The sequence below is a fragment of the Streptomyces sp. NPDC014764 genome (assembly GCF_043082785.1).
In the GTDB taxonomy this organism is placed as follows: Bacteria; Actinomycetota; Actinomycetes; order Streptomycetales; family Streptomycetaceae; genus Streptomyces; species Streptomyces althioticus.
Map to the genome: position 1 here is coordinate 425,259 of NZ_JBIBXY010000002.1, position 13,661 is coordinate 438,919.

A 13,661-nucleotide genomic window follows, 5' to 3' on the forward strand; every position below is an offset into this window, starting at 1 on the left:
GCTGGGGGCCTGGCACAGCGGCGCCCTGGGTCCGGCCGCCGAGCACCGGCGTCGACGGCCTTGCGGCGGCGTGGCACACGGCTCGCGAACCTTTGCCCCGCTCGACGTCCCCGACGGTGAGCAGGCGTCTCCCTAGCCCCGCGGCGAGAGGATCTCCAGCGTCCCCGTCTCCGTGTCGAAGCTGCGCAGCGTCGTGAGGCGGGCCGTCAGAGGGAGGGGTGGGAGGAGTTCCGGGATGCGGCGGCCGGTGAAGGCGCCGGGGCGGCGGGTGCGGCCGAGGGTGACGTGAGGGCGCCAGTTGTCCGGCGCGTGCAGCGGGTTGAGGGTCTCGGGGCGGTTGTCCGCGGTCACCGCGTCCCACACCTTCCGGTGCAGGCCGGTCAGCGTGGCGTCGAGCTCGAGCGACCAGGCCAGGACGGACGTGGGCCGTTCGAAGCGGATCAGGCCCGCGAAGCGCACCGGCAGGGGCAACGCGGCTGCCGCTTCCGCCAGTTCCCACCGGATCGGGGCCGTCAGCTCCGGGCAGGCGGCCAGGGTGAGGTGCGGGCGGTTGGTCGGTGAGCGGTGCCGTGCCTGACTCGGCAGCCCGGCGTCCGCCAGCCGCCGCCAGGCCTCCTGCACCGCCGACTCCGCCACCTCGTCCAACAACAGTTCCACTGTGCGCACCGCCGAAGCCTACGTGTGCGTCGGTGCGCCCCCTTCCGCTTCGAACAGCGCGTTGCGGGTGGGTCGACGTCCGCGACATCCGTCCCGTCCGCACCTTCAACGGCAGGCATGGTGCGCACATCGACAACCTCCCTCGCCCTCGCCGCCGTTGTCGCGGCCGCGCTCTCCCTCGCCTCCTGTTCGTCCGGTGACGGCGACGACGGGCGTGCGGGCCGGACCGCGGACGGGGGCGACGCCTCCGCGTCCGGTACGCCCACGGCCTCCCCGTCGCCCTCCCCCACCGGCCCCTGCGCCGACGGCTCCTGCGAGGTCACCGTCGGCGCCGGGGACGTCGTCGAGGTTCCCGCGTCGTACGGTCTCGGGCCCCTCGAGGTCACCGCGGTCGGCGGGGACGACGTCGAGATGGTCGCCCCGGTTCAGGGGTCGGGGTACAGCATCGCCGGATGCTCCGGCGGCGGCGGCGTCACGTCGCAGGGCGGCGGGGGTGTGCGGCTGCGGTGCGGCACGGGACCCGCCACGACCCTCGACGACGTCATGCGCCTCACCGTCGTCGAGGTGCGCGGCGAGACCGCCGTGCTCCGTATCGCACCCGCTTCCTGAGCGGGCGGCGGGAACCGTGCCGCGACGAGACCGCCGGCGAGCGGGCCCCGGTCGCCGCGGCGGCATACCGATGGCGCACCAATAGGAGAAATGACCGCTTTGCCCGTGTCATGCTGTGGTTTTGTTCGATCACGGCAGTGTCGGGAGGCCGGGTGTACCCCTCGCGTGGAGGGCTGGACGAGCGGAGCAGCCGTGGCCGGGGCGCGGCTGCCGAGAGAGCGACGCCGAGGTGGATGCGTTGAGCGAGCAGGACGCACGGGACGAGGGGGAGCGGGAAGGCGCCGGTCCGGCCCCGCCGCCGCCCCCGTCTCCCCAGGTCGCCGACCTCCGGTCCCACCTCGACAGGGAGCTGGAACGCATCGGCACCCAGCTGCGGGCCCTGGCCGACGCCAAGGACCGGCTGCAAGGGCTGCTGGACGCCGTACTGTCGATCAGCGGCGAGCTGGACCTATCCGCCGTGCTGCGGCGGATCGTCACCACCGCGATGGACCTGATCGGCGCCCGTTACGGCGCCCTGGGCGTGCTCCACGAGTCCGGTGAGTACCTGAAGGAGTTCATCACCGCCGGGCTGAACGAGGGGGAACGCGCCGCGCTCGCCGGGATCCCCTTCCCGCACGGCCGCGGTGTGCTCGGCCTGCTGATCCAGGACCCCGAGCCGCTGCGCGTCGAGAACATCCCCGGGCATCCCTCCTCCGCCGGGTTCCCGCCCGGCCATCCCCCGATGCGGACGCTCCTCGGCGTGGCCATCAGCGTCCGCGGCGAGATCTACGGCGATCTGTACCTCTCGGAGCGCCACGACGGCCGGCCGTTCGACCGGGAGGACGAGAACGTCGTCGTGGCCCTGGCCGGCGCCGCCGGCATCGCCATCGAGAACGCACGCCTGTTCGGCCAGGTACGGGAGAGCGCCGAGCGTTTCCAGCGGCTGCTGCTGCCCGCCCTGCCGGACCTGAGCCCTTTCGAGGTGGCCACCGTGTACCGGCCGGCCGCGCAGCCCAGCCGGCTCGGCGGCGACTGGTACGACGCGATGGTGCTGCCCGACGACACGGTCGGCGTGGCCATCGGGGACGTCGGCGGACACGACCTGGACGCGGCCGCCGCCATGGCCCGTATCAACAGCATGCTGCGCGCGCTGCTCTACGACCGCCGCACCCCGCCCAGCGAGGTCCTCGTCCAGCTGGACCGCACCCTGCAGGCCACCGCGGACATCCCGGTCACCACGGTCTGCCTGGCCCGGATCGAGCCGCACGGAACCGGCTGGGTGCTGCGCTGGAGCACCGCGGGGCACTTCCCCCCGCTGCTGATCACCCCGGACCTGGAGACGGAGTACCTGGACGCCGAGCCGGGCGTGCCGCTCGCGGTGAGCACCGGCATGGCGCGGCCCGACCACACGCGCGGGCTGCCCGCAGGCTCGATCCTGCTCTTCTTCACCGACGGGCTGGTCGAGCACCACGCGCACTCGATCGACGACGGCCTGACCGCCCTGGCCGACCTCGCCGCCACGCACGCGGAACGGCCGCTGAAGGACTTGGTGCGCGTGCTGGCGGACCACCACCCGAGCGACGGCCAGGACGACATGGCGCTGCTCGCGCTGCGGATCCCGGTCAGTACGCGCTGCCCGGAGCCGGGTCCGCCGGGGGACCCGGCCGCCTGAGCGGCACCCCGCCTCAGGAGCGGCGGAGGGCCCCGTTGCGGCGCAGGCGCCGGATGACCGAGCGGAGTTCCGGCGACTGCGGTGTCCGTGCGGCCCGCTCGGCGCCGGGAGCGGTCCACAGGGCCAGTTCGCGGTCGCGGGGGCCGTGCACGACGTGCGGGTCGCCGTCGCCGTACACCTGGACCGGGTGACGCGGGCCCCACGGCTCCCAGCCGGGGGTGCCGTCGGCGACGAACCGCACCCACGCCCCGTGCATGGCGTCCGCCAGCTCCTGCGGGGCGCCCTCGCCGGCGAGCTTGCGGGCGTCGAGGCTGTCGCCGCTGTCGAAGACGAAGCCCAGCTCCAGGGCGTGGCAGGCGCCCATGCCGGGGCGGTCGGAGGGCCAGGCGAACTCGTAGACGTACGAGGGTTCCGCGCGGCCGTCGGACAGCCGGTGCAGGGGGGCGCGCAGGAGGTGGTCGGTGACCATCTGGCCGACGGTCTCGGCGGTGCCGGCGTCGGGGTGCAGGGCGCGGTAGCCGCGCGGGACCTCGCTGCCGCAGCGGCAGCGGGCCATCGCGCCGGCCAGGGCGACCGGGCCGAGACGGTCGAGGCGTTCCGTCAGACCGCCCGGGACCAGCCAGAGCCGGTACTCGTCGCGCGTCCAGCCGGTCATCAGGGTGACGCCGGGGGCCGCGCCGTCGGTGAGGGCCTCCAGGGGGTCGCGCGGGACGAGGTCTCCGTCGACGACGATGCCGAAGGCGGAACCGCCGAGCAGCGGGCTGCCGAGCCGGCCGACGTCGGCCTGGGTGCGCAGGAGCTGCTGCCGGTCGACGGCGGCGAAGGCCTCGGCGGTGGCGGGCACCTTGAGCCGGGTGGCCATCCGGCGGACCATGCGCCGTACCTTGTCCCGCTCCGTGGACTCGGGCGGTCCGCTCTGCAGGACGGCCCGCCGTATCAGGCCCTGGGACTGCGGTGCGGCGATCAGCGCGCCCGCGCTGATCGCTCCGGCGGACTGGCCGGCCAGGGTGACCCGGCCGGGGTCGCCGCCGAACGCGGCTATGTTCTCGTGCACCCACCGCAGCGCGGCGAGCTGGTCGCGCAGGCCGGGGTTGGCGGGGGCATCGGGGAAGAGGCCGTACCCCTCGACGCCGAGGCGGTAGTTGAGGGACACGAAGACGACGCCGTCGCGGGCGAAGGTGCTGCCGTCGTACACCGGGACCGCGGAGGAGCCCCTGGTCAGCGCGCCGCCGTGCAGCCACACCAGGACGGGCAGCCGGACGCCCGGGGACGGGTCGGGGGTCCAGACGTTCAGGTTGAGACAGTCGTCGCCGTCGATGTCGGGGTCGGAGAGGTACTCGGCGAAGGCGGGGCTGTACGGGGGTTTCGGCGCGGTCGGTCCGAACGCACCGGCGTCCCGCACGCCGTCCCACGGCTCCGGCGGCGCGGGCGGCCGGAAGCGGCGCGGCCCGAACGGGGGCGCGGCGTAGGGGATGCCGCGGAACACCGCGACCGTCTCCTCCCACCGCCCCCGCACGGCCCCGTACACCGTCGTGACCTGGGGCATCGCCCGCTCTCCCGCTGCCGTCATACGCCCACCGCCCTTCGCCCGCACGTACGGGCCCGTGCGTCCGCCGCCGGCCGCGCCGTCATCGGGCACCGCAGCGCCGGGAAGACCTCCACCGGTCTCCGTTCAGAACCCGTCAGTAACAACAGCACCACACCGTCCCCCGCTGTTCCTCCCCGAACGCCCGCGGCCGGGGCCGCACGACCGGGTTCTTCCCGTCACGCTGCCGCGAATGTCCGGCAGGAAGGGCTTTCCATCCGGTGGGAGAGGCGGTGGGCCGTTAGTCCGAACGGGGCGTGCGCGAACGGCGGGCCGGACTGGTGCCGTGCGCGCGCACAGCGCCGCGGCGGGAGGTCAGCGGGCCGCGGCCCAGGTGATCCCGCCGCGCAGATGGGCGCGGAAGAGCGGGTCGTCGTAGGCCTCGGCGGTGTGGCCGAGGGCCGTGTAGAAGACACGGCCCTCGCCCTGCGTACGGCACCAGGCCAGCGGGTGGTCGTCGCCCATGGTGCCGCCGTCGTACGACGACTCGTCGGCGGAGAGCAGGACGCGCGCGGAGGGCCGCGGGTTGGGCCGGAAGTCGTACCACTCGTCGGTCACCTCCCAGACGGGAGGCAGGTGCCGGGTCGCCGGGTGGTCGTGGTCCTCGACGAGGGCGCGGCCGGGCTGGACCGGGGGGTGGCCGGCAAAACGGGCGCCCAGGAGGTCGCCGTAGTAGGGCCAGCCGTACTCCGTGCAGGCCGCCGCGTGCACGCCGACGAAGCCGCCGCCGCCCGCGACGTACGCCGCGAGCCGCTCGCGCCCGGCCGGGGTGAGCACGTCGCCGCTGGTGGAGAGGAACACGACCGCCGCGAACCGGTCGAGCGGCACCTCCAGCGCCGCCGGGTCCTCGTGGGCGTGGACCTCGAAACCCCCGAGGGCGCGCAGGGCTGCGATGCCGGCCGGGATCGAGTCGTGCCGGTAGTCGGTCGTGCGGGTGTAGACGAGGAGCGCGGGATCGGCCATGCGCCGGAGCCTACGCGCGCGTGCACCACCCCCGGCCGTGGGGCCCCGCGCCCACGACGGCGGCCGGCGCACCGCACCGCGCGGAGGGGACGCCGGAGCCGATGAGCCTGCGCCGGTAGGAGTGCGCCCTGGCCGCCGGAGGTCGCCGTGACCACAACCGGCGGGCGCGGCGACCGCGTGGGCCGGCGCCGAGGAGCCGGAGTGAGCGGAGTACGGACGCCGCCTGTGCGCTCCGTCAGGGCCCGTGTCCGATTCGTTCAAGACGCCCTGGCCGTGCCCGCCCTACCGTCGGCCGCATGAGCACACGATTCGATGCCGTCGGAACAGTCGTCTCGGACATGGCCGCCTCCGTCGCCTTCTACCGGCGGCTCGGGGCGGCGTTCCCGGAAGGGGCCGAGGCGGAGGGCCATGTGGAGGCGGAGCTGCCGGGCGGGATGCGGTTGCTGCTGGACACCGAGGAGACGGTCCGGTCGTTCCGCCCGGGGTGGCGGCCGCCGTCGGGAGAGGGCCGGACCTCCCTGGCCGTGCGGTGCGACACCCCTGCGGAGGTCGACGCGCTGTTCGCGGAGCTGGTGGAGTCCGGCGCCCGTGCCGAGCTGAAGCCGTGGGACGCGGTGTGGGGGCAGCGGTACGCCGTCGTGCTCGACCCGGACGGCAACGGGGTGGACCTGTTCGCCCCGCTCCCGACGGACGGCTAGCCTCCCGCCCGCGTCACGAGGCCGCGCCGGGAGGCGGCACCAGCTCCCGCAGCGCGACCCCCGTCAGGCTCCGTACCTCGCGCGACAGATGGGGCTGGTCCGCGTAGCCGGCGCGGATCGCGGTCTCCGCGAAGGGGACGCCCGCACGGGCCAGGGCCAGGGCACGGCGCATACGGAGGATGCGGGCCAGGGTCTTCGGGCCGTAGCCGAAAGCGGTGAGGGAACGGCGGTGCAACTGGCGGGCGCCAAGGCCCAGTTCGTCGGCCGTCCCGGCGACCGTGCGGCCCGCGTCGAGGGCCGCGACCAGACGGGTCAGCAGCGGGTCGGGCGGGTCGGCCGACGCGGCCAGGCGGAGGGCGACGTCCTCCAGGCCGCGCGCCGGATGGTGCGCGGCGTGCACACGGGCGGTCGCGCGCCGCACCTCCGCCGTCGGCCACAGATCGGCCAGTTCCACCCGCCGGTCGCGCAGTTCGTGCGCGGGCACGCCCAGCAGCGTGGGCGCGGTGCCGGGATGGAAGCGGATGCCGGACCAGGGCCCCGCCGCTCCCGCGTCGACGTGGGCGTGCGTGTCGGGGCCCGCGACCAGCAGGCGGCCGTCGTGCCACAGCAGGTCCATGCAGCCGTCCGGCAGCACCCTGCCCGTCCCGTCCTCGCCGGCGGGGACGCTGGTCCACACGGCCGCGCCCGGCAGTCGTGACGCGCGCTCCCTGTACACGGGTCCAGGCTACGCGGCGGCCCGGTTCCGCCACTCCTGCGGACTGACGCCGTAGGCCCGCTTGAAGGCGGTGGAGAGGGCGAAGGCGCTGCTGTAGCCGACCTGGCGGGCGAGGGCGGCGAGGGTGTCGTCGGTGTCGCGCAGCCGGTCGGCGGCGATGGCGAGCCGCCAGCCGGTGAGGTAGGACATCGGGGGTTCGCCGACGAGCCGGGTGAAGCGGCGGGCGAGCGCGGCCCGGGAGACGCCTGCCTTCTCGGCCAGCCCGGCGACGGTCCAGGCGCGGGCCGGGTCGTCCTGGAGGAGCCGCAGCACCGGGCCGACGACCGGGTCGGACAGCGCCTCGTACCAGGCGGGCGGCTCCGCCTCGGGGCGGGCGAACCAGGCGCGCAGGGCGGCGATGACGAGGAGGTCGAGCAGCCGGTCCAGGACGACCTCCTGACCGGGGGCGTCCCGTCCGACCTCCTCCATCAGCAGCGGGGTGAGCGGGCACTCCCACACGTCGGCACCGAGGGAGAGCAGCGGCGGCAGCGCGTCCAGCAGCCGGCCGCCGATCTCACCGCGCATCTGGTAGGTGCCGATGAGCAGCACGGTCCCGCTGTCGGGCCGGTCGCCCCAGGTGCGGACGCCGAGGTCCATCGAGCCGTTGAGGGGCCGTCCGTCGGGGTAGTGGCACCGGCCGCCGGGCAGGATCAACGCCTGCGGGGCGGTGCCGGGGGCGTCGGCGCAGGTGTACGGGTCGGGGCCGCGGGCGACGGCGAGGTCACCGGCGTGCAGCCGGATCCCTCCGCCCCGGTCGGGCAGCAGCCAGGCGTCGCCGCGTACGAGGAGCATCACCGTCAGCGGGGCGCGGTCCTCCACGCGGACCGCCCACGGCGGGTCGAAGCACGCCCGGATCATGAACGCGCCGCGGGCGCGGGGGCCCTCCAGCAGACCGGTGAGTGCGTCCATGGGGTCAGCGTAGACGCGGGCGTATGCGGGCGCGCCGCTCGGCGATGGTTCCGCGCGGGCGACGGCAGTTGACTCGGAGGCATGGACGCAACGACACGTACGAAGGACATGACACTGGTGGTCACCGGAGCTTCCGGGCGGACCGGGAGCCGGGTGGCGCGGGCCGCGGAGGCGGCCGGGATGACGGTGCGGCCCGCGTCGCGGGCGACCGGCTTCGACTGGGCGGACCGCTCGACGTGGGAGGGCGCGCTGCGCGGGGCCGACGCGGCCTATCTGGTGCACCCGGCCGACGTCGGGGCGCCGGGGACGGCCGAGGCGGTCGGCGAGCTGGCGGAGACCGCCCTGGGCGTGGGGGTGCGGCGGCTGGTGCTGCTGTCCGCGCGGGGGGAGGACCAGGCGCTGCCCACGGAGGAGGCGCTGCGGGCGTCCGGCGCGGACTGGACGGTGGTGCGGTCGGCGTGGTTCGCGCAGAACTTCTCCGAGGGGCCGCTGGCCGAGGAGCTGCGGAGCGGGGAGCTGGTGTTCCCGGCGGGCGAGGTGGCGGAGCCGTTCGTCGACGTGCGGGACGTCGCGGAGGTGGTGGTGGCCGCGCTGGCCGGCGGGGAGCGGTACACGGGACGGACGCTGACCGTGACCGGGCCGCGGCCGCTCACCTGGGCGGAGGCGGTGGCGGAGATCGCGGAGGCGACGGGACGGCCGCTGACGTACCGGGCGGTGACGGCGGACTCCTACCGGGGCACGCTGACCGGGTTCGGGGTGCCGGACGAGGAGGCGGCGTTCCTCGTCGAGGTGTTCGCGACGCTGCTCGACGGGCGCAACGCGCGCGTGGAGGACGGGGTGCGCCGGGTGCTGGCCCGGGAGCCGCGGGACTTCTCGGACGTCGTGCGGGAGGCGGCGGCGGACGGGGCGTGGGCGGAGTGAGCCGCGCCGGAACCCGGTGCGTCAGTCGCGGTGCTGGTCGTCGTGGCCCGGGCCGTCCCCGTTGCGCGGCTGGGCGGACTTGGTGTGGGTGCGCAGGCGGGCCGTGACGTCCTCGGGGGGCAGGAAGCGCGACCAGCGTTCGGGGAACTCGGAGGGCATGTCGGGGTCCGCGTCCCCGGACTCGGTGGTGCGGGCGACGTACTCGGCGACCTGCGCCTGACGCTGCCGTTCGTTGGCCTCGCGTGCCGCGGCGGTGGCGGCGGCCGGCCACACGCGGTCGATGGCCGCGTTGACGGCCGCCCCGACGAGCACGGCGAACGCGGACACGCCGATCCACAGCAGCACGGCCACGGGAGCGGCGAGGGACCCGTAGATGGTGGGGCCCTCGACGGTGTTGGTGAGGTAGATGCGCAGAAGGAAGCTGCCGAGCACCCACATGGCGAGGGCGACCAGCGCGCCCGGCACGTCCTCGATCCACGGGGACCGCACGGGCACGGAAACGTGGTAGAGGGTGGTCAGGAAGGCCACGGACAGCAGGATGACGACCGGCCAGTAGAGGATCTGCACGACCGTCGTCGACCACGGCACGATGTCCACCACCGCGTCCGGTCCGGCGACCATCAGGGGCAGCGCGACCGAGCCGATCAGCAGGGCCACGATGAACAGCAGGAAGGCGAGCAGCCGGGTCCTGACGATGCCCCGGACGCCGTCGAGGCCGTACATGACGGTGATGGTGTCGATGAAGACGTTCACCGCGCGGGAGCCCGACCACACGGCGATCAGGAAGCCGAGGGAGATCACGTCGGGCCGGCCGCCTTTGGTGACGTCCCTCAGGATCGGCTCCGCGACCTCGGTGACGCCCCGGTCGGACAGCACCGTGCGGGAGGCGTCGAGGAGGTTGCGCTGCACGCTCTGGATGGTGTCCGCGCCGGTCCACGCGTCGACGTAGCCGAGCAGGCCGACGAGGCTGAGCAGCAGCGGGGGCACCGACAGCAGCGTGAAGAACGCCGCCTCGGCCGCCAGGCCCAGGATGCGGTACTCCATGCACGAGTTGACGGTGTCCTTGAGCAGCAGCCAGGCCGTCCTGCGTTTGGAGACGTTCCGGTACAGGGCGCGGGCACGGTGAAGGCGACCGGACGGCGCGTCTGGGGATTCACTTGCTGGCTGCACGAACCAAAGGTATCCGCCATGCACCGCGCCACTCACCCACAGGCCCGGTCCTCGCGTGATGCGGGGCGGGGGCGGGGTAGGTTCGCCCCATGGCAGGCACCACGCACACCGTGACCAACCAGGTTCCGCCGCTCGTCCAGTACGACGTGTTCGGCGCGGACCGGGCCCTGGTGGAGGCGGTCGAGCGGCACCTGACGCCCGGGGCCCGGGAGGACGGGCTCGCGGAGCTGTCGGCGCTGGGGCACACGTGCGGATCCGCGCAGGTGCAGGAGTGGGGGGCGCAGGCGAACGAGAACCCGCCGCGGCTGCGCACCCACGACCGGTACGGCCGGCGGATCGACGAGGTCGAGTTCCACCCCTCCTGGCACCGGCTGCTCGGCAAGGGCGTCTCGGCGGGGCTGACGGCGGCCTGGGGGCGGCCGGGCGGGCATGTGCGGCGGGCGGCGGCCTTCCTGATGTGGACGCAGGTGGAGGCGGGCAACTGCTGTCCGCTGTCGATGACGCACGCGGCGGTGCCCGCGCTGCGCACCGATCCGGAGCTGGCCGCGGAGTGGGAGCCCCGGCTGACGTCGATGGTCTACGACCGCGCCCTGCGGCCCGCCGGGCAGAAGCCGGGCGCGCTGTTCGGGATGGGGATGACGGAGAAGCAGGGCGGCAGCGACGTCCGGGCGAACACGACGGCCGCGCGGCCACTGGCCGAGGACGGCACGTACGCGCTGACCGGGCACAAGTGGTTCTGCTCGGCGCCGATGTCGGACGCCTTCCTGGTGCTGGCACAGGCGCCCGGCGGGCTGACCTGCTTCCTGGTGCCGCGGGTGCTGGAGGACGGCACCCGCAACGTGTTCGCCCTCCAACGGCTCAAGGACAAGCTGGGCAACCGCTCCAACGCCTCCGCCGAGGTCGAGTTCGACGGGACGTGGGCGCGCCGGGTCGGCGAGGAGGGGTCCGGGGTGCGCACGATCATCGGGATGGTGGCGGCGACGCGGCTGGACTGTGTGCTGGGGTCGGCGGGGCTGATGCGGCAGGCCGTGGCGCAGGCGGTGCACCACTGCGCGCACCGGGAGGCGTTCGGCGGGAAGCTGCTCGACAAGCCGCTGATGCGGAACGTGCTGGCCGACCTGGCGCTGGAGTCGGAGGCGGCGACGACGCTGGCGCTGCGGTTGGCGGCGGCGTACGACGACGGCGGCGAGCAGGAGCGGGCGCTGCTGCGGATCGCCGTGCCGGCGGCGAAGTACTGGGTGACGAAGCGGTGCGCGCCGGTCGCGGTGGAGGCGTCGGAGTGCCTCGGCGGCAACGGCTACGTGGAGGAGTCGGGGATGCCCCGGCTGGTGCGGGAGTCCCCGCTGAACTCGGTCTGGGAGGGCGCGGGCAACGTGCAGGCGCTCGACGTGCTGCGGGCGCTGCGCCGTGACCCGGGGACGCTGGACGCCTATCTGCGGGAGGTCGGGCAGGCGCGCGGGGCCGACCACCGGCTGGACGCCGCGATCAAGGGCGTGCTGACGGATCTGGCGGACCTGGAGGGCGTCGAGGGACGGGCGCGACGGCTGACGGAACGGCTGGCGCTGGTGCTTCAGGGGGCGCTGCTGGTGCGGTACGCGCCGCCGGAGGTGGCGGACGCGTTCTGCGCGGGGCGGCTGGGCGGCGACGCGGGCACAGCCTTCGGCACACTCCCCCACACCCTGGACCTGGCCTCACTGGTGGACCGGGCCCGCCCGACCCCCTAAGGAGCGCGGGGACTGCACGACCAACCCCAACGCACCCACACCCGGATTAGCCAGGGGCGCGGGGAACTGCGCGCCCAGCTACAACGCACCCGCACCCGCCGACACACACCAAACCGCACCCCGGTCAGCCAGGGGCGCGGGGAACTGCGCGACCAACCCCCAACGCACCCACACCCGCCGGCGCACATCAAACCGCACCCGGCGTGGCACACCACCCAGCTGTCACACCCCAGGGGCGCGGGGAACTGCGCGACCAACCCCAACGCACCCGCACCCGCCGACGCACCCCAAGCCGCACCCCGTACCGCGCACACCGCCCAGCTGCCGCAGGCATGCCGCGGGGGTGGTGCTGCGCCGACACGGCACCACCCCCGCCGCCACGGACTCCCGAAGAGCCGTGCACGCCGCTCGAGACGGCGTCGCACAAGTTTCAATCAGTGAGCGTTCGTGTCACCAGAGTTGCAGGGGGTTGCAACTTGCTGTCTCCGTGCCGGTACTGAGCGTCCTCATCCGGGGCAGACGGCAGTATTGGGGTCCGACAGGTTTTCTCCCGGGAGGTCCGGTGGCGCTCTCGCCGATGGACGTGTCGCATCTGGCCGCCGTCGACACCGTGCGCGCGGCGCGCGTGCTCGACGAGGTCCGTTCCGCCGCGCTGTCGGGGCGGCCCGCGCCCTTCCCTCCCCGCCCGGTGATCGGGCAGTCCTGGGAGCGGGTGCTGCGCAGCGGGGTCGACCCCGACCACGGCCGGCGCAGCGGGCTGCTTCCGATGGACGAGGTGCGGCGGCGCCGGGAGGCCTCGCCGCTGCGGCACGTGCTGCCGGTGCTGCGGGAGGGGCTGTTGTCGGTCGCGGACGTCGCCCGCCACATCATGGTGGTGGCCGACGACGAGGGCCGGGTGCTGTGGCGGGAGGGCAGCGCGCCGGTGCTGCGGAAGGCGGACGGGCTGGGCTTCGAGATCGGCGCCGACTGGCGTGAGGACGTCGTCGGGACCAACGGGGTGGGCACGCCCGCGGTGACCGGGCGTCCCGTCCAGGTCTTCGCCTCCGAGCACTTCGTACGGTCGCACGCCACCTGGACCTGTGCGGGCGCGCCCCTGACCGATCCGCGGGACGGGCGGCTGATCGGCGTGGTCGACGTGAGCGGTCCGCTGGAGTCCATGCACCCGGCGACGCTGGCGTGGGTGGACTCGGTGGCGAAACTGGCCGAGGCTCGGCTGCGGGAGATGCACATGCGGTCGCTGGAGCGGCTGCGGGCGGTGGCGGCGCCGGTGCTGTCCCGGGTCGACGGGCGGGCGCTGGTGGTGGACCGGCACGGGTGGACGGCGGCGGTGACCGGGATGCCGTACCTGGAGCGGCTGGCGCTGCCCAAGTCGGTTTCCGCGGGCGAGCGGTGGCTGCCGGCGCTGGGGCGGTGCTCGCTGGAGCCGCTCGCCGGGGGCTGGCTGGTGCGGGCGGCGGACTGGCCGTCGCCGCGTCCCGCCGCGCGGATCGTACTGGACCTGGGCGGGCCGCGCCGGTCGGTGCGGGTGTCCGACGGGGCCGGCGCGTGGTCGCGTGAACTGAGCCCGCGACACGCCGAGTTGCTGTATCTGCTGGCCGTGCACCGGGCGGGCCGCAGCGCTGCTGACCTGGCCCGTGACGTGTTCGGCGACCCGGCCCGCACGGTGACGGTCCGCGCGGAGATGTCCCGCGTACGGCGCTATCTGGGGGCGCTGCTCGAGCACCGGCCGTACCGCTTCACGGAGTCCGCCGAGGTGGAGGTGGTGCTGCCGGACGGTCCCGTGGACCTCTTCCCGCGTGCGGCGTCCTCCTCGGGGCTGGTGCGCGGCGCGCGCTGAGGATCTGGCCGGAAACCGCCGCGCCGACTGGGTACATCTGTACGTGGGCACGTGCCCTCGGGCGGCCCGCGCGTGAAATTGCACGGTCTTCGTCCCGTCCGGCGTCCGGCTGCCGTAGCATCCGGGGACGGGCCGCCCCACCTGCTCCACGGTCAACCCGCGGATCACCGGACGCAGTTGGCT

Annotated in this window: 12 protein-coding genes; 6 read left to right on the top strand and 6 right to left on the bottom strand. The window is 74.8% G+C overall.

Features of this window, described 5'->3' with window-relative positions; genetic code table 11:
• Positions 1 to 132: 132 nt before the first annotated feature.
• Positions 133 to 666: a 2'-5' RNA ligase family protein gene (locus tag ACF1AG_RS07025; RefSeq protein WP_359601340.1), complete on the bottom strand. Its 534-nt coding sequence runs from the start codon at positions 664 to 666 to the stop codon at positions 133 to 135.
• 108 nt (positions 667 to 774) lie between these two features.
• On the opposite strand from ACF1AG_RS07025, the gene ACF1AG_RS07030 reads away from it, so the two are divergent.
• Both ACF1AG_RS07030 and ACF1AG_RS07035 read left to right on the top strand, forming a co-directional pair.
• The gene (locus tag ACF1AG_RS07030; protein ID WP_359601339.1) at positions 775 to 1,266 is read left to right on the top strand and encodes a hypothetical protein; all 492 of its coding nucleotides are present in this window, start codon (positions 775 to 777) and stop codon (positions 1,264 to 1,266) included.
• Positions 1,267 to 1,495: 229 nt separating this feature from the next.
• Positions 1,496 to 2,917, top strand: a complete 1,422-nt coding sequence (locus tag ACF1AG_RS07035) for a PP2C family protein-serine/threonine phosphatase (protein ID WP_387795393.1) — start codon at positions 1,496 to 1,498, stop codon at positions 2,915 to 2,917.
• Positions 2,918 to 2,930: 13 nt separating this feature from the next.
• Here ACF1AG_RS07035 and ACF1AG_RS07040 read toward each other — a convergent pair whose 3' ends face one another.
• Positions 2,931 to 4,487, bottom strand: coding sequence for a carboxylesterase/lipase family protein (locus tag ACF1AG_RS07040; RefSeq protein ID WP_391809424.1), 1,557 nt, complete (start codon positions 4,485 to 4,487; stop codon positions 2,931 to 2,933).
• A gap of 330 nt (positions 4,488 to 4,817) precedes the next feature.
• Positions 4,818 to 5,465 carry a ThuA domain-containing protein gene (locus ACF1AG_RS07045; RefSeq protein ID WP_391809425.1) on the bottom strand — a complete coding sequence of 216 codons (648 nt, stop codon included), beginning with the start codon at positions 5,463 to 5,465 and terminating at the stop codon, positions 4,818 to 4,820.
• 296 nt (positions 5,466 to 5,761) lie between these two features.
• Here ACF1AG_RS07045 and ACF1AG_RS07050 point away from each other — a divergent pair, with 296 nt between their 5' ends.
• Positions 5,762 to 6,163 carry a VOC family protein gene (locus ACF1AG_RS07050; protein WP_391809426.1) on the top strand — a complete coding sequence of 134 codons (402 nt, stop codon included), beginning with the start codon at positions 5,762 to 5,764 and terminating at the stop codon, positions 6,161 to 6,163.
• A 13-nt stretch (positions 6,164 to 6,176) separates the two neighbouring features.
• Here the strand turns inward: ACF1AG_RS07050 and ACF1AG_RS07055 are convergent, their stop codons facing one another.
• Together ACF1AG_RS07055 and ACF1AG_RS07060 are read right to left on the bottom strand one after the other, a co-directional pair.
• Positions 6,177 to 6,878: a helix-turn-helix transcriptional regulator gene (locus tag ACF1AG_RS07055; protein ID WP_359601336.1), complete on the bottom strand. Its 702-nt coding sequence runs from the start codon at positions 6,876 to 6,878 to the stop codon at positions 6,177 to 6,179.
• A gap of 9 nt (positions 6,879 to 6,887) precedes the next feature.
• A complete protein-coding gene (locus ACF1AG_RS07060) occupies positions 6,888 to 7,826 on the bottom strand; it encodes an AraC family transcriptional regulator (RefSeq protein ID WP_359749418.1) in 939 nt (312 codons plus the stop codon).
• An 81-nt stretch (positions 7,827 to 7,907) separates the two neighbouring features.
• Here ACF1AG_RS07060 and ACF1AG_RS07065 point away from each other — a divergent pair, with 81 nt between their 5' ends.
• Entirely contained in the window at positions 7,908 to 8,747 is an 840-nt protein-coding gene (locus ACF1AG_RS07065; RefSeq protein ID WP_359601334.1) for an NAD(P)H-binding protein, read from the top strand.
• A gap of 21 nt (positions 8,748 to 8,768) precedes the next feature.
• Here ACF1AG_RS07065 and ACF1AG_RS07070 read toward each other — a convergent pair whose 3' ends face one another.
• On the bottom strand, positions 8,769 to 9,917 hold the full coding sequence (locus ACF1AG_RS07070; protein WP_359601333.1) for a YihY/virulence factor BrkB family protein: 1,149 nt from the start codon (positions 9,915 to 9,917) through the stop codon (positions 8,769 to 8,771).
• 89 nt (positions 9,918 to 10,006) lie between these two features.
• Between ACF1AG_RS07070 and ACF1AG_RS07075 the strand changes: the two genes are divergently transcribed.
• Together ACF1AG_RS07075 and ACF1AG_RS07080 are read left to right on the top strand one after the other, a co-directional pair.
• Entirely contained in the window at positions 10,007 to 11,641 is a 1,635-nt protein-coding gene (locus ACF1AG_RS07075; protein WP_391809427.1) for an acyl-CoA dehydrogenase family protein, read from the top strand.
• Positions 11,642 to 12,203: 562 nt separating this feature from the next.
• Complete coding sequence (locus ACF1AG_RS07080; RefSeq protein WP_391809428.1) at positions 12,204 to 13,478, top strand: GAF domain-containing protein; 1,275 nt, start codon at positions 12,204 to 12,206, stop codon at positions 13,476 to 13,478.
• Positions 13,479 to 13,661: the final 183 nt, after the last annotated feature.

What these genes read in the sequence shown, in the direction of transcription:
- ACF1AG_RS07030 (WP_359601339.1), top strand. Translation starts at nt 775, where the DNA reads ATGGTGCGCACATCGACAACCTCCCTCGCCCTCGCCGCCGTTGTCGCG.
- ACF1AG_RS07040 (WP_391809424.1), bottom strand. Translation starts at nt 4,487, where the DNA reads ATGACGGCAGCGGGAGAGCGGGCGATGCCCCAGGTCACGACGGTGTAC.
- ACF1AG_RS07045 (WP_391809425.1), bottom strand. Translation starts at nt 5,465, where the DNA reads ATGGCCGATCCCGCGCTCCTCGTCTACACCCGCACGACCGACTACCGG.
- ACF1AG_RS07050 (WP_391809426.1), top strand. Translation starts at nt 5,762, where the DNA reads ATGAGCACACGATTCGATGCCGTCGGAACAGTCGTCTCGGACATGGCC.
- ACF1AG_RS07060 (WP_359749418.1), bottom strand. Translation starts at nt 7,826, where the DNA reads ATGGACGCACTCACCGGTCTGCTGGAGGGCCCCCGCGCCCGCGGCGCG.
- ACF1AG_RS07065 (WP_359601334.1), top strand. Translation starts at nt 7,908, where the DNA reads ATGGACGCAACGACACGTACGAAGGACATGACACTGGTGGTCACCGGA.
- ACF1AG_RS07075 (WP_391809427.1), top strand. Translation starts at nt 10,007, where the DNA reads ATGGCAGGCACCACGCACACCGTGACCAACCAGGTTCCGCCGCTCGTC.